Raw genomic sequence first — 18,419 nt, 5'->3', positions numbered from 1 at the left:
GTTTACGCCATTAGGTTTTTGGTTGGGTTATATCGGCATGGTCAGCCGTTCAGGAAATAAACTCACAACGGCACGAAAATGATTCATGGCGGTAATTAGCGCCCGTTTCTCTTCGGTCGTCAGCTCGCTGATATCGCACTCATGACGGGCGACGGGTAATCTCGCCAGGTAAAAGATGGCGGCCAGCGCCCTGCTGTTCTCCTCAAAACAGGGATCGCGCTTATCGCGCAGCTCGGCCATAAACCGTGCCAGCTCTTTTCCGCTATCGCTCCCGTATCGGGCGCGCAGTTCAGCGACGTGGTTAAGCCCGTTAAGACGTGCTCCCACGCTAAGTGGAACCCTTGCATGGGCAGCTTCTATCGCCATATCTCCCCTCGCATAAATTCACGCACGCTAATGTGCTGAAAACGCTCATAGCACGGCATTTTCCGCCGTTTGATGATTGCGATTTCACAAACCATGCTGCAAAATTCCCATTTTGATAATGTCTGCAATCATTAGCCTCTGTTTGCCAACTTCTGCCGCTGATTGCTCGAATTTGCAATGATATTAATACCCAATTGAGTATTAGTAAACACCCAAAGGAATATATTTTGATACTGGATTCTCAAGTGAATAATGAAGAGTTACTCGATAGAATCTGTCAGGTATATGGTTTCACGCAGAAAATCCAGCTGGCCCGGCACTTTAATATCGCCGCCAGCTCGCTTCAGAACCGCTACGCGCGCGGTACCATCTCTTACGACTTCGCGGTTCAGTGCGCGCTGGACACCGGTGCCAGCCTGCGCTGGCTGATGACCGGGCAAGGTGCGCAGTTTGAAGGTAACCCCGCATCGGGAGATCCGGTTTCAGTTTCGGCATTCACACTCAGTGATGGTAAGCTGGAAGAAAATACCATTTTGAGCATCGATGCCAGTTTCTTTAGCAAACCGCTGGCTCGCGGCATCGCCGTTCGGGCGGAGGGAAAGCTTCACTTTATCGAAAAAGAGGCGTCTTTAACCGACGGCCTTTGGCTGGTCGAGATTGAAGGCACCGCCAGCATCCGCGACTTAACGCTGTTACCGGGCAAAAAACTTCACGTAGCGGGCGGTAAAGTTCCGTTTGAGTGCGGTATCAGCGAGATAAAAACGGTGGGTCGCGTGGTGGGGATCTACAGCGAGGTTATTTAAGGGACAGAGCGGGAAACAGTGAAAACGAAGCCATTTTGCGTATTCGCTCTCCTGCTCATATCTCGTACCTCACAAACTGCAAATCTAAAGAAATCCCCCATCGCGCCGATCATCATCCGTGTGTATTATTTCCTGTAGCTTTTACAACAACTACCCTTAACTCAAATACTTAAGCGCCAAAGCGAAAGGCATCATGAGCACACCGATCAAACGGCTAGAAATCATTAAAAATGCCATTGAACTGGAAGATGACGACATCATCCAGAGCCAGCTGACACGCCTGAAAAATGAAGCGTTTGACGATGAGCTACAGGCAATCGTCGTGGCGCTTGAGGAAAAGAACTATACCTCGGCCATGGCGGCCATAACCGCCTGGCTGCAGGGCCAACGCGCCGTGACCCAGTGGCGTGACCCACAGGTAGCCGCCAGCAAGCTGGAGCTGAAGGCGCTGGAAGAGCGTCTGCGCGATCTGATTGACCGCCGCAACGCTCGCGTGCAGCAGCTTGATGAGTTCAACGATCTCTATTTCTCCCGCCTCGGACCGCTGATGCAGCAGATCCTCGCCCTGCGTAAAACGCTGGCGGAGCTGAACCTGCGTCGTCAGCAGGCGGAGGCACGTCGTCGCGAGGAGGATTACCGCCGCTGTCAGCGCTATATGGCGCAGGCGGTGGAGGTGCTGGCGACGCTTACCCAGCGCTGGCGCGATCTCCCGGCTGACTCCGTCCAGGCCGCTCAGGCGCGTAAGCATCTGGAGCAGCAAAGCAATCTGATTACCAACCTGCTGGCCGAAGCGCTCGAACTGGAAAGCGGCTTAACGCGCGAAGAAGAGCCCGCGCGTCAGGCGCGCGACGAGGCCAACGAAGAGTACGAGAAGTATCGCGAACAGCATCACGATGCCGAAGTGCGGCTGCGCAAGGGCAAGCATCTCTCGGAAGAAGATCAGAACGAACTCAAGCGCCTCTGGCGGCAGGCGAGCAAGCTCTGCCATCCGGATTTAGTCGCAGACGATCTGAAAGAGGAAGCCAACGCGATGATGGTGCAGCTCAACCAGGCCAAACAGCGCGGCGACGTCAAAACCATTCGCTCGCTGGTGGCCCGCCTGCAGCAGGGGTTTGAGCCATTGATGGCGAGCGACAGGCTGAACGATCTGGAGCGTATCCGCAAAAAAATGGCGCAGGTCCGCGAGCAAATCGACACCTTAGTGAACGAGCTGGCGGAGCTGGAAAAAGAGGAGTCCTGGCTGCTGGTCTCGTCGCTGAGCAATATGGAAGCGTACTTTGCTCAGCAGGAGAAAGCGCTAAAAGAGGTATGCGCCTCGCTCGAACACCAGGTTAACGAAGCGCAGATGGATTCGGCAGCCTGATTATTTAGCGTGCCAGTATGCGCTGGCACGCACCAGATGCTGGTCAATCGCGTTGGTTTCAAACTGGCGGCTCAGGTTTTTTACCACCTTCCCTTCTCCGGTCAGCCAGATAAAGTAATCCTCCTCCGGCACGGCCAGCGCCGCCAGACGGTCAACCACCGCCTGCTCGCTGTGGCCCTCCACCCAGGTGATGTTGAAATCACTCAGGTGCGCCAGATAGTCCTTATAAGATTCGTCACCTACGGTCACCACCGCATGAATCTCCGGACAAACCGGCAGTTTAGCAATGCTCTCTAAACGTCGACGCAGCGCCGGCATGCCGGACTCGTCGCACACGTACAACTGCCAGGCGTAATCCTCCGGCACTACCAGCGAACCGCGCGGGCCGCCGATCGTCAACCTGTCGCCCACCTTCGCCTCGACTGCCCAGCCGCTGGCAATCCCGCCGTCATGAATGAAGAAATCGAGCGCCAGCTCATGATTTGCCTCATCGTACAGCGGCGTATAGTCGCGCGCCTGTGGACGTACGCCATCGCCCCAGTCGATGCCTTCATCGGTGACCTTCGGCGGGACAAACGTGGTGCCAGGTGCAGGGAAAAAGACTTTGGTGTGGTCGTCGAAGCCGCGGGAGCTAAAGCCCTCCAGCGCCTCGCCGCCTAAAACAATGCGCTGAAAGCCTGCGCTAATGCGCTCAACGCGGCGCACCGTCAGCTCGCGAAAGCGCAGGTCATTACGCACGCGCTGTGGGTAACGGGTAGATGCCATTTTTAGCCTCTTCTCTGGTGAATACGATATATCGGAATTGATTTTTAAATGATAATGATTACTAATCAGTAAAAAAGCAAGATTTTTTAGATTGCATCTGAATATATCTTAGATATAGTTTAGATATATCAAATTAAGAGACATAACATGCGACATGAACACGACGGCGGCGGACGCCGACCGCGCTTTTTCGGCCACGGCGACCTGCGACTGGTGATTCTGGATATCCTGACCCGCAGCGCCAGCCACGGCTATGAGCTGATCAAAGAGATCGAGAACCTGACCCAGGGGAACTACACGCCGAGCCCCGGTGTGATCTACCCGACGCTGGATTATCTGCAGGATCAAACCTTTATCACCATTACGGAAGAAGAGAGCGGTCGTAAGAAGATTGCGATTACCGCTGAAGGACAACGCTGGCTGGACGAAAACCGGGAACAGCTGGAACAGATCCAGGTGCGTATTAAGGCGCGCAGCGTCGGCTTTGAGCTGCGCAAAAACCCGCAGATGAAGCGGGCGCTGGATAATTTTAAAGCGGTGTTAGACCTGAAGGTAAATCAGGGGGAGCTCAGCGACGCGCAGCTCAAGCAGATTATCGGCATAATCGACCGCGCGGCGCTGGAGATCTCCCAGCTGGATTAAGCCGGCGCGTGCTCGCTCACTCGGAATACGCGTACCAGCTCTTTCAGGTGCATCGCCTGCTCGTTAAGGGATGCTGCCGCCGCGACGGACTCCTCCACCAGCGCAGAGTTCTGCTGGGTGGTGGCATCAATCAGGCCAATCGCGCTGTTGATCTGCGAGATCCCCTCCGTCTGCTCGTGGCTGGCCTGGCGGATCTCGCGCAGGATCGTGTCCATCTCCTCCACGTTGCCGACCATGCCGTTGATCAACGCGCTCGCTTTTTCCACCAGATTCATCCCATCCTGGGTCTGGCTGGTGGAGCTCTCGATCAGCTCGCGAATTTCACTGGCAGACGACGCGCTCTTCTGGGCAAGCTGGCGAACTTCACCGGCAACCACCGCGAAGCCGCGGCCGTGCTCGCCCGCACGCGCCGCTTCCACCGCCGCGTTCAGCGCCAGAATGTTGGTCTGGAACGCAATGGCGTCGATCAGGTCGATAATGTCGGACATCCGGTTCGACGTCTCGTTAATCAGGCGCATTTTGCTGGTCACCTGCTTCATCATCTCCCCGTTGTTTTTGACCACCGTGGCGGCATCTGCCGAGAGATTAGTCGCTTCCCCGGTGTGCGAGGCGGTGTTTTTCACCGTCGCGGTGATCTGCTCCATCGAGGCGGCGGTCTGTTCAACGGAACTTGCCTGCTCCTCGGTGCGCGCGGCAAGATCCTGGTTACCGGCGACAATCTGCGCGGCTGCGCTGGAGATATTCTCCGAGCCTGTTTGCACCTGCTGCACAATATCCAGCAGGCGGTTTTTCATCTCCATCAGCGCGTGCAGCAATAGGCCCGTTTCGTCTTTGCCGTGCGGCGTGATGCTGCCCGTCAGGTCGCCCTCTGAAATGGCATTGGCAAAATTCACCGCCTCGCCGAGTGGGCGGGTAATAGCGCGCACGATAAACCAGCCAATCAGGCTGCCAGCGGCGACGCTAAAGAGGGTGATCAGGATCAGCAGCAGTCGGCTAGACCTGAAGTCTCCTTCCACCTGCGCCCCCGCGCTCTGCATCTCATGGTTCTGAATCGCAATCAGCTCCTGCACTTTAGCTTTATAGGCCTGCTGCACGGTGAGGGTATGGGTCATCATCTCCTGGATAGCACCCGCACGGTCATTATTCTGCACCGCCTGCAAAATGCGATAGCGCGAGTCCAGATACTGCTGACGAACGTCGCGGATCTCGGCAAGGACCTGCTGCGATTTCGGGTCCTGCAACACCGTATTCAGCTCGCCCAAAATCACCGTGATATGCTCGCTGATCTCTTTAAGATGCTGCTGCGACTGTGCCGTGTACGTTCCCTGTTCATCCAGCAGCATGAGCTGCTGAGTGCTAATAAATTCCTGGAAGTTGTCGATTAACTGGTTCGCTTTTACCGTGGTGGGATAATCATGGGTAATGATGGATTGCATCCCGTTGTTAGCCCGGTTCAGGCTCAGTAAGGACATACTGGCGCTGATCACCATCAGGACAATAAAGAATCCAAACGCCAGAAATAATTTCGTGCCGATCTTTACGTCATGTAAGAACATATTTTCTCCATCGATGTGATTATTTCTCAGACGATCGCTGTTATCGGTAACGAATCCGCTAACTTTATGACTTTGATCGTTTTTTTATTTCATAACCATCACAATGGATAGGTAGAGGCTATTAATTCCGCCCCATCGATCGTTACCAGACCACCAGAACAGGGTTTTGCAAAATAGCATCGGGGAAAACTGACTTAGGCAGGGATAAATAACTGAGGCACTTTCTTTAGTTATTTAATATCTCATTAACAATAAAAAACATTAATAGTCACAACCACAAATTAAAAAGCCGTTTATTCCTTACGGTATAAACGACTTTTCCGGAACATTACTGGCTCAATGGAGCACCGTCACCGCATCCTTAAGACGCCCGGCGCGGTGTTTCACCATGGCAGAGATGTGCGCGCTCTCCTCGACCAGGTCGGCATTTTTTTGCGTAATGCTGTCCAGTTCCGCCACCGCGCGGGTTAGCTCTGACAACCCGGTCGCCTGTTCGGACGTCGAGTGGCTGATCTGCGCGATGAGCTGCGTGACGTTTTTCACCTGCTCGACAATGTCATCCATCGTGCGGCCTGCGGCGTGCACCTGCTCCGAGCCGGACTGTACCCTGCTGGCGCTGGCATCAATCAGCTTGCGGATATCGTTAGCCGCATTCGCGCTGCGGCTGGCAAGGTGGCGAACTTCCCCCGCGACCACGGCAAAGCCTTTCCCCTGCTCGCCGGCTCTTGCCGCTTCAACGGCCGCATTCAGCGCCAGGATATTGGTCTGGAAAGCGATGTCGTTAATCAGGGAGGTAATCGAGCCGATGCGCTGCGTGCTATCGGCGATGTCATCCATCGTTTTCACCACGGTCTGCATCGCGTTGCCGCCTTTCGTCGCCGCGCTGCTCGCGGCGACGGAGAGTTTGTCCACTTCGGCGGCGGTTTCTGAGTTGCTCTGAACGGAAGCGGCCATCTGGTTCATCGTTGCGACGGTCTGCTGCACGTTCGCCACGGTCTGACGCGTACGATCGTTCAGCGCTTCGTTCCCCTGCGCCAGCCTGTCGCTGCCGTCACGGACGCTCATCACCTGGCTTGAGACGTCATTGATGAGCCAGCGGCACATCAGCCCCAACTGTCCTACCGCGCGCAGGGTTAACCCCAGCTCGTCGCTGCGGTTCAGATGCTGCACGCTGTTGCGCTCGCCGGTCGCCACCTTCAGCGCCTGATGCGCGACGTTTTCGATCGGGCGGACAATCTGTTGCTCAAACAGCAGCGTTCCCAGTAGCGTTATCACGGCGGCCGCTGCGAGCGGCACCCAGCCTGCGGAGGTGGTCATCAGGGTAGCGGCAAGCGCGGCAAAGAGCGCCGCCATCACGCTGCGTACGCGCCAGCGTAGCGGCATGGAAGGAAGTTTACCCAACCAGCCCTTACGCACCACCAGTCCTTTTTGGATGCGTTTTTTACAGCTCTCGTTATTCAGCGCCCGGTAGAGCGGCTCTACGGCAGCGATCTCTTCCTCCGTGGCTTTGGTGCGGATCGACATATACCCCGTCACCTGCCCATTCCGCACCATCGGTACCGCATTCGCGCGCACCCAGTAATGATCGCCATTTTTACGTCGGTTTTTGACAATGCCACTCCACGGCTCACCCTGCTGCAGGGTGTACCACATATCGGCAAACGCCGCTTTTGGCATGTCGGGATGGCGCACCAGATTGTGCGGCTGGCCCATCAGCTCATCAAGCTGATAGCCGCTCACCTGCACAAAGGTGTCGTTTGCATGGGTCATATAGCTGTGGACGTCGGTGGTCGACATTAAGGTGGTGTCATCGTCCAGAGGATAATTATTCTGGGTGACACAGGAAGGAGAAGACATGACGGGCATTCCTTGCAGGTTATTCGAATGTTAATTTTGTGGTTTATTGTTTTTTCGGCGGTAAACAATTTATCTTTAGTTGTTAAACTTGATGGAGATCGCAGATTTCACTTAAACCGCACTTTTTGTGAGATTTTATAATTCATTGATTCCAAATACTTTCGCAAAGAAATTACCTATAAATCATGACCTGTTAACGCCCACTTAAGCCGCAAGCCATGCACTCCTTTAGTGCAATTGCCTTTTTGTGCACCTGAGAATGCGGGTTGCCCTGTCCCCCCTAAATCCCGTTTCGATTGCTCCGGCATGATTAAATATTGCGCAACATAATTTTAACCTGGCGTTTATCCCGATTTTCGTTAAGTCATCTGAAGTGGCGTAATCCCTGCAATACTTAACTCAGTATCATGTGATACGCGATCCCCGGGAGCATATTTTGAACAGGTTACCTTCCAGCGCCTCGGCTCTTGCCTGTACCGCGCACGCACTGAATCTCATTGAGAAGCGAACGCTCGATCATGAGGAGATGAAACAACTTAACCGAGAGGTCATTGATTACTTTAAAGAGCATGTGAATCCTGGTTTTCTGGAGTATCGCAAATCTGTTACCGCCGGCGGGGATTACGGAGCCGTAGAGTGGCAAGCGGGAAGTCTCAACACGCTTGTCGACACCCAGGGACAGGAGTTTATAGATTGCCTGGGTGGTTTCGGTATCTTTAACGTGGGGCACCGTAATCCAGTAGTGGTTTCCGCCGTACAGAATCAACTTGCGAAACAACCTCTCCATAGTCAGGAACTGCTCGACCCGCTTCGCGCCATGCTCGCGAAAACGCTGGCGGCCTTAACGCCCGGCAAGCTGAAATACAGCTTCTTCAGCAACAGCGGCACCGAGTCGGTCGAGGCGGCGATCAAGCTCGCCAAGGCGTACCAGTCGCCACGCGGGAAATTCACCTTTATCGCCACCAGCGGCGCGTTCCACGGGAAATCCCTGGGGGCACTGTCTGCGACCGCCAAATCCACCTTCCGCAAACCGTTTATGCCGCTGCTGCCGGGCTTCCGCCACGTGCCGTTCGGCGACATTAACGCCATGCGCACCGTGCTGAGCGAATGCCGTAAAACCGGCGATGACGTGGCGGCGGTGATTCTCGAGCCGATTCAGGGTGAAGGCGGCGTGATTTTGCCTCCACAGGGCTACCTGCCCGCCGTGCGTCAGCTGTGCGATGAGTTTGGCGCGCTGCTGATCCTCGACGAAGTGCAGACCGGGATGGGGCGCACCGGCAGGATGTTTGCCTGCGAGCACGAGAACGTTCAGCCGGACATACTGTGTCTTGCGAAGGCGCTCGGCGGCGGCGTGATGCCGATTGGTGCAACGGTTGCCACCGAGGAGGTGTTCTCGGTGCTGTTCGACAATCCGTTCCTGCACACCACCACCTTTGGCGGTAACCCGCTGGCCTGTGCGGCGGCGCTGGCCACCATCAACGTGCTGCTGGAGCAAAACCTGCCTGCGCAGGCGGAGCAGAAAGGCGACATGCTGCTGGACGGCTTCCGCCAGCTGGGGCGTGAGTACCCGGAGCTGGTGCAGGAGGCGCGCGGCAAAGGGATGCTGATGGCAATCGAGTTTGTCGACAATGAAATCGGCTACAGCTTCTCGAGCGAGATGTTCCGCCAGCGGGTGCTGGTAGCCGGCACGCTCAACAACTCGAAAACCATCCGCATTGAGCCACCGCTGACGCTGACCATTGAGCAGTGTGAGCAGGTGCTGAAGGCGGCGCGCAAGGCGCTGGCAGCGCTGCGGGTAAGAGTAGAAGAAGTATGATTTAATCCCTCCTCTTATGGAGGAGGGAGTTATATCCACTCTAATTTCATTTCAATTTGTAATTAAACATGGCATATTGAAAATCACTCTTACATTGCCCTAAAGAACAATTCCCGTTTTAAATTAATATTTAATTTTAATAAAAGGATAGCGTTCAATAACAATGCAGAAATATCACTCTCGGCGATTGCACCTTACTGAATCAGGCTAAATAGCGCATCAAACATACCCTCCCATTCTAAAAACTAATAAATTTTTAATTAAAACCCATTTAAGAATTTCTAAGCAAAAATCAACCAGCAATAGATTGATATAATATGTCTCGCCTCATAAAATACGCTTTCGGAACATCACGAGAATGTGCAAAACACAGCGTACTGTATGATTCTGTATATTCATGATTTTTAATCTGAATAGTCTTGTATTAAGTCACCTTTAATTTTGTTTCAACTTGACAGAAAACTGTTTATTTAAAAGGATTTGTATGAAAAAGCATGTTTTAGCAATGGTTGTTGCTGCATCTATGGCAAGCGGCGTGATGATGAACGCACAGGCAGACACCACCACAGTAAGCGGCGGTACCGTTAATTTCGTCGGTCAGGTTGTTAACGCTGCCTGTTCAGTTGCTGCCGATTCTGTTGACCAGACCGTTATCCTGAGCCAGGTTCGTACCGTGAAGCTGACTCAAAGCGGAATGCTGGCGAATCAGAAAGAAGATTTCAACATTAAACTGGAAGATTGCGACACCACTGTCAGCCAGAACGCAGCGGTTATTTTCAACGCGCAGCAGGATGCAACTCAGCCGGGCGCTATGGCGAATACCGCAGGTGCAGGTTCCGCACAGAACGTGGCTCTGCAGCTGTTTGGACCGGACGGTAAAAACCTGGATCTGGGTACCACCTCTTCTGCAATCGGCCTGATCAATGGTGAAAACATTATCCCACTGAGCGTTGACTACATCGCTACAGGCGCAGCAACACCAGGTAACGTAGCATCCACCGCTACCTTCCAGATGGTTTATTCCTAATCGAATTAGGATGCTGTCATCCCTCCTTCGTACGCCTGTACGAAGGAGGGATTTTTAATATAACCGACCGTTTTATATAGATTAAATACATAGGCTTAAACGGCATGTTTTATTCTATGTATTTGATTATGTATTCAATGAAGTGATATATAAATGAAACAAATTAATACTGTATCTTTGATAACGAAGCTGATTACGCATTCTTTTTTATTCGCAGCTACGGTGCTGACTACGGCTCACGCTGGGGGGATAGGCCTGGGCGCAACGCGTATTATTTACCCTCAGGGTGATAAACAGATTTCGTTACCTATTACGAACTCGTCTCAAAGCAATGCTTTCCTGGTGCAATCGTGGGTTGCGAACGCCGATCAATCGAAGTCCACAGACTTTATTGTCACGCCTCCACTTTTTGTTATGCATCCTAAAAAAGAAAACACCATCAGGATTATGTACGCTGGCCCAGATTTGCCGAAAGACAGAGAAAGCGTTTTTTATTTCAACAGCAAAGCTATCCCGGCCGTGGATAAAAGTAAGCTGCAGGGAAATACATTGCAGATTGCGACGCAGAGCGTCATTAAGCTTTTTATTCGCCCAAAAAAATTGCCTACCCCGTCAATTGACGCGCCAAAGGCGCTGCGCTGCACGGTCAGTAACGGCAAGTTGACCATCAAAAACGCGTCGCCTTATTACGTGTCGCTGGTGCAATTCAAAGCGGGAAACGCAAAGTTAACCAATAACATGGTTCCGCCAATGAACAGCCTGGTCGTTGATCTACCTGCCGGTAGCGGGAGCCAGGTGACGTTCCAGACCGTTAACGATTTCGGTGCTACCACCCCTGTTCAGACATGCCCTGGAGCATAATTTTCCCGGAAAAATACCGAACATAGCGCGTTGAAGCAGGCAGAGAAAAATGAAGTTTCGCAAGTATCAGACAAGGATAGTCAATCATCGTTTGGCCCCTCTCACGCTGGCCATGCTCGGCGCATTCGCATCCGTTAATGCGGATGCGGGCTATTATTTCAACCCTGCCTTTCTTTCAAGCGATCCTGCGGCGGTTGCTGATTTATCACGTTTTAGTAATTCTGGTCAGGCGCCAGGGGTCTATCGCGTGGACGTATGGCTGAATGACAATTTTTTAGCCACGCGCGACGTGACGTTTAACGTGCGCAAAAATTCAACACCTACGGATGACGATACGGGGCTGACGCCCTGCCTCTCGCATAAGTCACTTGATGCGATGGGGGTAAATGTCGATGTCTTACCCGGTCTTAAGGACGAAAAAGCGGGCAACTGTGTCGATTTGCCGGCAGCCATTCCCGCTGCCACCACATTTTTTGATTTTGAACACCAGCGCCTGAATATCAGTATTCCGCAAGCGGCGCTGCGTAATAACGCGCGCGGGTACATTCCCCCTGAGCAATGGGACGAAGGCATTAACGCCCTGATGCTGAATTATGACTTTTCGGGTTCGCATAGTCACAATAGCGGTGATTACGGTTCGACGACAGACAACTATTTTCTGGGACTTAACAGTGGATTAAACCTGGGGCCGTGGCGGCTGCGGGATTTCTCTACATGGAGCTACAACAGCAGCGGCTCAGAGACCTACACCAACTGGGAACACATTAAAACCTATGTTGAACGTGCCGTTATCCCGCTAAAAAGCAAGCTAACAATCGGCGAGAACTATACCACTTCGGATGTCTTCGACAGCCTGCCATTCCGCGGGGTGCAGATCAATTCTGATGACAACATGCTGCCTGATAGTATGAAAGGTTTTGCGCCAACCATTCATGGGATCGCTAAATCCAACGCCCAGGTCACCATCAAACAAAACGGTTACACCATTTATCAAAGCTATGTGCCGCCCGGGGCGTTTGCCATTAACGATCTGTACCCCACCTCCTCCAGCGGTGACCTGAATGTAGAGGTCAAAGAATCTGACGGAACGATCAGCAGCTACTCTGTGCCCTATTCCGCGGTTCCGGTTTTGCAGCGTGAAGGCACCGTAAAATATGCCGCCACCGCGGCCCGCTATCGCAGTAACAGCGACCAGCAGGAGGACACAAACTTTGTCCAGGGAACGCTTATCTGGGGGTTACCAAAAGGATTTACCGTCTACGGTGGTACGCAGCTGACAGAAAAATACTCTGCCTTTGCGTTGGGTACCGGGGTGAACCTGGGGAATTTTGGCGCCGTATCGGCCGATCTCACCTCCGCACAAAGCGAACTGAGCGACGGTAGCTCACATAACGGGCAGTCAATACGTTTCTTATATGCAAAATCGTTGAACGGCATGGGCACCAATTTCCAGCTGTTAGGCTATCGCTATTCCACATCCGGTTTTTATACCCTGGATGAAACCACCTATAAGCAAATGAAAGGTTATGTCGGCCAGGACGATCCCAACGACCACACCGACGACAATCAGCCCGTGTGGACCGATTATTACAATCTGTACTACACCAAACGCGGCAAGCTGCAGGCCAATATTTCCCAACAGCTGGGCACTGCCGGGTCGATTTTCCTCAACGGCAGCCAGCAAACGTACTGGCATACCGATGAAAAAAATACGCTTATTCAGCTGGGTTATAGCGGAACGGTTGCGGGCGTAACCTATAACCTGACCTACAACTACAATAAATCCCCTGGCATGAGTGAAAGCGATCGTATTTATTCTTTAACGCTCTCCTTCCCGCTCAATCTGTGGCTTCATCCAGGTGGAGATGTGACCAAACGTTTAAACAGCATTTACGCCACATACGGCATGAGCACCGATAACGACGGCAGGGTCAATAATACTGCCGGCATCAACGGAACGCTGCTTGAAGACAATAACCTCAGCTACAGCGTTCAGCAGGGATATCAGAACCAACATACCGGTGCCAGTGGAAGCATCAGCACGGAATATGATAGCGCCTACGGTAATGCGAGCCTGGGGTACAACTACAGTAACAATGGCGATTATCAACAGATCAACTACGGCCTCAGCGGCGGTATCGTCGCGCATCGCAACGGCATCACCTTAAGCCAGCCGTTGGGGGATACCAATGTCCTGATCGCCGCGCCGGGCGCCAGTAACGTTAAGGTCGAAGACGGCCCAGGGATCCACACCGACTGGCGTGGTTATGCGGTTGTGCCGTATGCCAGCGCATACCACCGTAACCGCATGGCGCTGAACACCAACTCGCTCAGCGACGATCTGGACATTGACGAGGCTGTAACCCACGTTGTTCCAACCCAGGGCGCCCTGGTTCGCGCCACCTTTAAGGCGCGCTCAGGAACGCGCGCGATGATTGCACTTATGCATAACGGGCGCCCTGTGCCCTTTGGCGCGGTTGTTACGCGCAGCGATGAAGGTGGGGACACCATCGTAGGCGATAACGGCGAAGCGTATCTGTCTGGGCTGGGCGAGACAGGGAGTCTGACAGCGCAATGGGGCGACACAGATGATAAAAAATGTGTTGCCGTTTACAAGCTAAGTGAAACAAAGCAGTCCCTCGTGCGTTTAAAAGCGGAGTGCCGATAAGTGAAAGTACGCATTATTTTTTTATTACTCAGCCTTACGGCTTCTACGCAAAGTCTGGCAGCGGTCTGTCATAACTTTGATCACAGCATTACGAATGTGAATTACGATCTGACGGCCACGCTGACAAAAGAACAAAACCAGCTGGGACAGGCAGTTGAACTGGTTAAATCACAGGATGTGGGCGTAAACGCCATATGTGACTATCATCCGGATGGCGATTCTCGTACCTATCGCTCATACAGGAATACCTACCCGGTGATTTTCACGGAAGACCAGTGGCAGTATATGAATCTTGATCCGATCTATATTGCAGGGGCGATGCGGATAACCGATTCCGAAATTGGTGAATATTTTCCGCCTGGAGACTATATCCATATGGGTAAAGATTACAGGGTGGATAAAGAGGATATGAACATACCTTTCCCGGTATATGACTCCAACCTGGTATTCCGGTTAAAAATTATCAAACCTTTTATCGGCACGGTCATTATCCCCAGTAAAGTGATGTTTAATGTTTATATCACCACCGAAAATACCGACCCGTTGAATGATATTGTTTATCAAATAACATACAGCGGCGCGGTCACGGTGCCGCAAAACTGCATCATAAATGCAGGGCAAATCATTACGGTTGACCTGGGAAAACTCAACAGTTCTTCATTCACGAAAGCGGGTGAGAAACCTTCTAATGCGCCGGTAAAAACCTTTAATGTTCCCATCGAGTGTAATGCGGACGTGATTTCGCCCGCGCATCTTACGCTTCGACTGATCGCCAACGCAGACAGCAACGTCGGCCAGGCGATCGCTACGGATAATAAAGATGTCGGCGTGGTGGTAACCAACGAAAATGGCACCGTCATGATACCTAACGACGCCTCCAGCACCGCTGATTTTATTACTGATAGTTCGGGCCATGCTGATGTCACGTTAAAAACCTACCCCATCAGCACGACAGGGAAGGCCCCGGCAGAAGGTCTGTTTACTGCGTTGGCCTGTTTACGTATCGATTTTGCGTAAGGGTGAAAAATGAGAGTCTTGTATTTTGTCGCCCTGGCGACGCTGTTCTCTGGCATAGCAACAACGTACGCCGATGAGAGTTTTACAGTTAACCTCCAGATATACGGCACAATTATCGGCGAATCGTGTGAAGTTGATGTGAACAGTAAAGAACAAACGGTTGATTTAGGCGCATTCGATATATCTGAATTTCCCGCAACCGGAACAACGACGCCGGAAAAAGCGTTCACGATCGATCTTAAAAATTGTTCACGCGCCATTCAGGGGACAAAAATCTGGTTCAGCGGTATGCCGGATACCAATAACTCGGACCTGCTGGCGCTCAGCGACACGGGTAAAGGAACGGCTGGCGAAATGGCGACGGGCATTGGCGTAGAGCTTCTCAATGCCGGAATGAATCCGATTAAAATAAATAATACGGAATCCGAAATTTATCCCTTAAAGCAGGGAGATAATAGCCTGACGTTTAATTTACGGTACAAATCGACCCTGCCCGAGGTTACGACAGGGAATGCTACGGCCATCATGTATTTTGATCTGCTCTATCAGTAGGATGCGGAAATGAAAAAGTTTTTCACAATAATATTCACCGCGCTTTTTCTGGTGCCATTTTTTTCAGCGCGTACACTGGCGCACGACGGTACAATTTATATCACTGGCGTGATCCATAAAAAGACGTGCAGTATCGCGCCTGATTCTCAGAACCTGACCGTCACAATGGACAGCGTGCAAAGTAAATATTTCACCCAGTCAGGTATGGGCGCTGATTATCATCCGTTTGCTATTAATGTGGAAAACTGTGCCGGAACAGAAGGCTCAGTCAGTATTACCTTTGACGGCACACCCGATACAGCAAACCCGGATTTACTGACGCTCATCGGCGGTGAAGGCTACGCAACCGGTATCGGCGTAGGAATTTACAACCAGGACAAGTCGCTCATCTCTATGGGAAGTAAAAGCCAGAAGACGATGATTATTCCTAATCAAAGCGACGCGACTCTCCAGTTTTACGCCCGCTATGTTGCCACCGCAAACAAGGTCACCACGGGAACGGCAAATGCGACGACAACCTTTATTCTCAATTATGCGTAAGTGTGTTTATCCGGCGAAGATCCTGCTTCTCTTTTTTCTCTCCACCATCATGCTTCAGGCGCAAGCTGGCGTGGTGATCGGCGGAACGCGGTTTGTCTATCCGGAACGTGAGAAATCGATCAGCTTTTCCGTGCGTAACCCTTCTGACGAATCGTATCTGATCTACACCAAAGTCGAGCCGGGTGGCCTGTGGACTGGGGCGGATGCCCCACACGGGGTTCAATCCGCATTTGTGGCCACGCCGCAGCTGTTCTCATTGCGTCCGCAACGCGAAAACACGATTCGGCTGATATTTACGGGAGGAAAGTTACCCGAGAACCGGGAAACGCTGTTCACGTTAAACGTTGCGGCGATCCCTTCCGCTAACCCGCACACCACGGGTGTGCAAACGGCGGTACGTTCACGCTTTAAACTTTTTTATCGGCCCACCGGGCTCACCGGCAATCCCGATGATGCTTATCAGGCCTTACGCTGGTCACGAAACAAAAAAAACGTCGTTGTGAATAATCCGACGCCTTACTACATCACGCTTTATCAGCTCAGCCTCGGCGGTAAGCGCATCGCTGATGGCGGCCTTGTCGCCCCTTTTAGCGAGCGAGCGCTCGAGGGTTGTCCAGACCCAGGGGTATGCCAGGTGCGCTGGCAAGCGATTAATGACTATGGACGCATTATGCCTGTTCGTACACAGGCACTGGCGTCCTAGTCCCGTCTCTCTCTTTTACGGAATAATATCAATGGAAGTTTCAACCTCCCTTCGTCGCCTTTCGCTTCTGCTGGCTGCGACCCTGACTTTCTCAGCCGCAGCGCAGGCAGAGCAAGCAACGCCACAGCAGATTGAACAAACAGGAAAAGCCGCCGAAGCGTATTTCGCCGCCCATCCTGAAAAAATGGGTGAAATTGTCTCTACCTATCTCGCTGAACATCCTGAGTTTTTAGTTGCGGCAGGGGAAAGCCTTCGCCAGCGTCAGGAGATAGCGCAGCAACAGGCCATGGTGCAAAATGTCATCCTCCATCGCGAGCAGCTGCTTGCTGGCGGCGATCCTGTTGTCGGGCCCGCCAACGCAAAAGTCGCCGTGGTGTCTTTTGTGGATGAGCAATGCGTGAACTGCAACGTCACAGAAACGCTTATCCATGCCAACCCGGATATCCGTTTTATCTTTAAAAAATTGCCTTCGGCCGGGTCGGCAAACAAAGTGTTACAGGACAATGTGAAGCTCGTGAAGCAGATCGGTTTTGCCAACGCGCCGGCGTTTGTGGTTTTACCTCAGGAAAAAGATCCGGTCATTCAGCGCATTAGCGTCATGTCAGGAAACGTCTCTTCCGATGCATTAATCATGGCGATCCAGAAAGCCAAAGGATAAGCCAGGATGCCCGATGACGCGCATGAGTGCGTCATCGGGCATCGAATTACTCCGGCAACAGCCCCACAAAACTGCGTTTCTTACGCGGCTCCGACATCAACTCCTCAAGCTTATCCACGCACGCCAGATAGTGCGGGGTTTGCTTATGCGCCAGCACCGCCTCTTCGTCTTTGTAGGCCTCGTAGATAAAGAACCGGGTTTTCACCCTCGGGTCCTGCAACACGTCAAAGCGCAGGTTTCCCGGCTCCTTGATTGCTCCCTCGTGGTTGGCGCGAAACACCTCCAGGAACTCGTCCACCCGCTCGGGCTTGATGTTAATCTCAACCAGAGTCACGTTCATTTTGCTTCTCCCTGTTTCTCGTCCTGCCAGAACTGGAACGCCTCCCGGGCGCTCACGTTCTCGTGAACCACTTTTTTCACCGCTTTCAGCATGGCGAGCGGCGCGCTGGACTGGAAAATATTGCGCCCCATGTCCACGCCGGACGCCCCCTGATCAATCGCCCGCCAGCACATCTCCAGCGCCTCAAGCTCCGGCAGCTTTTTGCCCCCGGCGATCACAATCGGCACCGGGCAGCTGGCGGTCACTTTTTCAAAGCCCTCGTCCACGTAGTAGGTTTTGACGAACTGCGCCCCCATCTCGGCGGCGATGCGGCTGGCGAGCGAGAAGTAGCGCGCGTCACGCGCCATCTCCTTGCCGACGCCCGTTACCGCCAGCGTTGGCATGCCGTAGCGCGCCCCTGCATCGACAAGCTTGATGATGTTGTTGATAGATTGATGCTCAAACTCGCTTCCGATGTACACCTGCGCCGCCACCGCGCAGACGTTCAGGCGCAGGGCATCTTCCATCGCCACCGCCACGCACTCGTTCGACAGCTCGCCCAGAATGGAGTTACCTCCGGAAGCGCGCAGCACCACCGGTTTGTTTGTCGCGGCGGGCACCTGGCTCCTGAGAATGCCACGGGTACACATCAGCACGTCTGTTTCACCGAACAGCGGGGCGATGGAGAGATCGATACGCTCAAGGCCGGTGGTCGGCCCCTGAAAGTAGCCGTGGTCAAAGGCCAGCATTACCGTGCGGTTGCTCTGCGGGTTAAAGATGCGCGCCAGGCGGGACTGCATGCCCCAGTCCAGCGAGCCGCAGCCCTTCAGCGTGAACGGCACATTCTGCTGCGGCGTGCCGATGCCAAAATCCTTGCCATCTTTGATGTCGTCTAAATCAGCCATT

18 protein-coding genes are annotated in these 18,419 nt (G+C 52.9%); 12 read left to right on the top strand and 6 right to left on the bottom strand.

Going from position 1 to position 18,419, the window contains the following annotated elements:
* Nucleotides 1-27 precede the first annotated feature (27 nt).
* Complete coding sequence (locus A6013_RS05375; RefSeq protein WP_063943017.1) at nucleotides 28-366, bottom strand: DUF5347 domain-containing protein; 339 nt, start codon at nucleotides 364-366, stop codon at nucleotides 28-30.
* Nucleotides 367-593: 227 nt separating this feature from the next.
* On the opposite strand from A6013_RS05375, the gene A6013_RS05370 reads away from it, so the two are divergent.
* Together A6013_RS05370 and A6013_RS05365 are read left to right on the top strand one after the other, a co-directional pair.
* Entirely contained in the window at nucleotides 594-1,169 is a 576-nt protein-coding gene (locus tag A6013_RS05370) for a phage repressor protein CI (RefSeq protein ID WP_069732674.1), read from the top strand.
* Between the two features lie 193 nt (nucleotides 1,170-1,362).
* A complete protein-coding gene (locus A6013_RS05365; RefSeq protein WP_069732673.1) occupies nucleotides 1,363-2,532 on the top strand; it encodes a DNA repair protein in 1,170 nt (389 codons plus the stop codon).
* Here A6013_RS05365 and A6013_RS05360 read toward each other — a convergent pair whose 3' ends face one another.
* Nucleotides 2,533-3,297, bottom strand: a complete 765-nt coding sequence (locus A6013_RS05360) for a siderophore-interacting protein (protein WP_049137059.1) — start codon at nucleotides 3,295-3,297, stop codon at nucleotides 2,533-2,535.
* 147 nt (nucleotides 3,298-3,444) lie between these two features.
* On the opposite strand from A6013_RS05360, the gene A6013_RS05355 reads away from it, so the two are divergent.
* Entirely contained in the window at nucleotides 3,445-3,939 is a 495-nt protein-coding gene (locus A6013_RS05355; RefSeq protein WP_041908013.1) for a PadR family transcriptional regulator, read from the top strand.
* Here the strand turns inward: A6013_RS05355 and A6013_RS05350 are convergent.
* Both A6013_RS05350 and A6013_RS05345 read right to left on the bottom strand, forming a co-directional pair.
* Nucleotides 3,936-5,495, bottom strand: coding sequence for a methyl-accepting chemotaxis protein (locus tag A6013_RS05350; RefSeq protein ID WP_028014479.1), 1,560 nt, complete (start codon nucleotides 5,493-5,495; stop codon nucleotides 3,936-3,938). The two genes, A6013_RS05355 and A6013_RS05350, sit on opposite strands and share 4 nt — an antisense overlap.
* Before the next feature lie 336 nt (nucleotides 5,496-5,831).
* On the bottom strand, nucleotides 5,832-7,352 hold the full coding sequence (locus A6013_RS05345) for a PAS domain-containing methyl-accepting chemotaxis protein (RefSeq protein WP_047367096.1): 1,521 nt from the start codon (nucleotides 7,350-7,352) through the stop codon (nucleotides 5,832-5,834).
* 436 nt (nucleotides 7,353-7,788) lie between these two features.
* Between A6013_RS05345 and ygjG the strand changes: the two genes are divergently transcribed.
* The 9 genes from ygjG (at nucleotide 7,789) to A6013_RS05300 (ending at nucleotide 17,194) form a co-directional block, all read left to right on the top strand.
* Nucleotides 7,789-9,168, top strand: a complete 1,380-nt coding sequence (gene ygjG / locus A6013_RS05340; RefSeq protein ID WP_069732672.1) for a putrescine aminotransferase — start codon at nucleotides 7,789-7,791, stop codon at nucleotides 9,166-9,168.
* Nucleotides 9,169-9,652: 484 nt separating this feature from the next.
* On the top strand, nucleotides 9,653-10,195 hold the full coding sequence (locus A6013_RS05335; RefSeq protein ID WP_028014482.1) for a fimbrial protein BcfA: 543 nt from the start codon (nucleotides 9,653-9,655) through the stop codon (nucleotides 10,193-10,195).
* 153 nt (nucleotides 10,196-10,348) lie between these two features.
* On the top strand, nucleotides 10,349-11,056 hold the full coding sequence (locus A6013_RS05330; protein ID WP_069732671.1) for a fimbria/pilus periplasmic chaperone: 708 nt from the start codon (nucleotides 10,349-10,351) through the stop codon (nucleotides 11,054-11,056).
* Between the two features lie 49 nt (nucleotides 11,057-11,105).
* Nucleotides 11,106-13,724 (top strand): fimbrial biogenesis usher protein, encoded by a 2,619-nt coding sequence (locus A6013_RS05325; RefSeq protein WP_069732670.1) that lies wholly within the window; start codon nucleotides 11,106-11,108, stop codon nucleotides 13,722-13,724.
* Nucleotides 13,725-14,741, top strand: coding sequence for a fimbrial protein (locus A6013_RS05320; RefSeq protein WP_069732669.1), 1,017 nt, complete (start codon nucleotides 13,725-13,727; stop codon nucleotides 14,739-14,741). It begins immediately after the preceding gene.
* A 9-nt stretch (nucleotides 14,742-14,750) separates the two neighbouring features.
* The gene (locus A6013_RS05315) at nucleotides 14,751-15,293 is read left to right on the top strand and encodes a fimbrial protein (protein ID WP_069732668.1); all 543 of its coding nucleotides are present in this window, start codon (nucleotides 14,751-14,753) and stop codon (nucleotides 15,291-15,293) included.
* Nucleotides 15,294-15,302: 9 nt separating this feature from the next.
* Entirely contained in the window at nucleotides 15,303-15,833 is a 531-nt protein-coding gene (locus tag A6013_RS05310; protein WP_028014487.1) for a fimbrial protein, read from the top strand.
* Nucleotides 15,799-16,536, top strand: coding sequence for a molecular chaperone (locus A6013_RS05305; RefSeq protein ID WP_074147987.1), 738 nt, complete (start codon nucleotides 15,799-15,801; stop codon nucleotides 16,534-16,536). The genes A6013_RS05310 and A6013_RS05305 overlap by 35 nt, the downstream gene beginning before the upstream one ends.
* Before the next feature lie 31 nt (nucleotides 16,537-16,567).
* Nucleotides 16,568-17,194: a hypothetical protein gene (locus tag A6013_RS05300; protein ID WP_049137050.1), complete on the top strand. Its 627-nt coding sequence runs from the start codon at nucleotides 16,568-16,570 to the stop codon at nucleotides 17,192-17,194.
* A gap of 46 nt (nucleotides 17,195-17,240) precedes the next feature.
* Here the strand turns inward: A6013_RS05300 and lsrG are convergent, their stop codons facing one another.
* Both lsrG and lsrF read right to left on the bottom strand, forming a co-directional pair.
* Nucleotides 17,241-17,534, bottom strand: coding sequence for a (4S)-4-hydroxy-5-phosphonooxypentane-2,3-dione isomerase (gene lsrG / locus A6013_RS05295; RefSeq protein WP_003862606.1), 294 nt, complete (start codon nucleotides 17,532-17,534; stop codon nucleotides 17,241-17,243).
* Nucleotides 17,531-18,418 carry a 3-hydroxy-5-phosphonooxypentane-2,4-dione thiolase gene (gene lsrF, locus A6013_RS05290; protein ID WP_048957229.1) on the bottom strand — a complete coding sequence of 296 codons (888 nt, stop codon included), beginning with the start codon at nucleotides 18,416-18,418 and terminating at the stop codon, nucleotides 17,531-17,533. The genes lsrG and lsrF overlap by 4 nt, the downstream gene beginning before the upstream one ends.
* Nucleotide 18,419 lies beyond the last annotated feature (1 nt).

The sequence above is a fragment of the Enterobacter sp. IF2SW-B1 genome (assembly GCF_001743375.1).
GTDB classification, from domain to species: Bacteria; Pseudomonadota; Gammaproteobacteria; order Enterobacterales; family Enterobacteriaceae; genus Enterobacter; species Enterobacter bugandensis.
The sequence above is the reverse complement of the archived record's forward strand: the minus strand, read 5'-3'. Positions and strand labels throughout refer to the sequence as shown.

Coding starts and splice junctions, on each gene's coding strand:
- A6013_RS05375 (WP_063943017.1), bottom strand. CDS start 366: ATGGCGATAGAAGCTGCCCATGCAAGGGTTCCACTTAGCGTGGGAGCA.
- A6013_RS05365 (WP_069732673.1), top strand. CDS start 1,363: ATGAGCACACCGATCAAACGGCTAGAAATCATTAAAAATGCCATTGAA.
- A6013_RS05360 (WP_049137059.1), bottom strand. CDS start 3,297: ATGGCATCTACCCGTTACCCACAGCGCGTGCGTAATGACCTGCGCTTT.
- A6013_RS05355 (WP_041908013.1), top strand. CDS start 3,445: ATGCGACATGAACACGACGGCGGCGGACGCCGACCGCGCTTTTTCGGC.
- A6013_RS05350 (WP_028014479.1), bottom strand. CDS start 5,495: ATGTTCTTACATGACGTAAAGATCGGCACGAAATTATTTCTGGCGTTT.
- A6013_RS05345 (WP_047367096.1), bottom strand. CDS start 7,352: ATGTCTTCTCCTTCCTGTGTCACCCAGAATAATTATCCTCTGGACGAT.
- A6013_RS05335 (WP_028014482.1), top strand. CDS start 9,653: ATGAAAAAGCATGTTTTAGCAATGGTTGTTGCTGCATCTATGGCAAGC.
- A6013_RS05330 (WP_069732671.1), top strand. CDS start 10,349: ATGAAACAAATTAATACTGTATCTTTGATAACGAAGCTGATTACGCAT.
- A6013_RS05325 (WP_069732670.1), top strand. CDS start 11,106: ATGAAGTTTCGCAAGTATCAGACAAGGATAGTCAATCATCGTTTGGCC.
- A6013_RS05315 (WP_069732668.1), top strand. CDS start 14,751: ATGAGAGTCTTGTATTTTGTCGCCCTGGCGACGCTGTTCTCTGGCATA.
- A6013_RS05310 (WP_028014487.1), top strand. CDS start 15,303: ATGAAAAAGTTTTTCACAATAATATTCACCGCGCTTTTTCTGGTGCCA.
- A6013_RS05305 (WP_074147987.1), top strand. CDS start 15,799: ATGCGACGACAACCTTTATTCTCAATTATGCGTAAGTGTGTTTATCCG.
- A6013_RS05300 (WP_049137050.1), top strand. CDS start 16,568: ATGGAAGTTTCAACCTCCCTTCGTCGCCTTTCGCTTCTGCTGGCTGCG.
- lsrG (WP_003862606.1), bottom strand. CDS start 17,534: ATGAACGTGACTCTGGTTGAGATTAACATCAAGCCCGAGCGGGTGGAC.
- lsrF (WP_048957229.1), bottom strand. CDS start 18,418: ATGGCTGATTTAGACGACATCAAAGATGGCAAGGATTTTGGCATCGGC.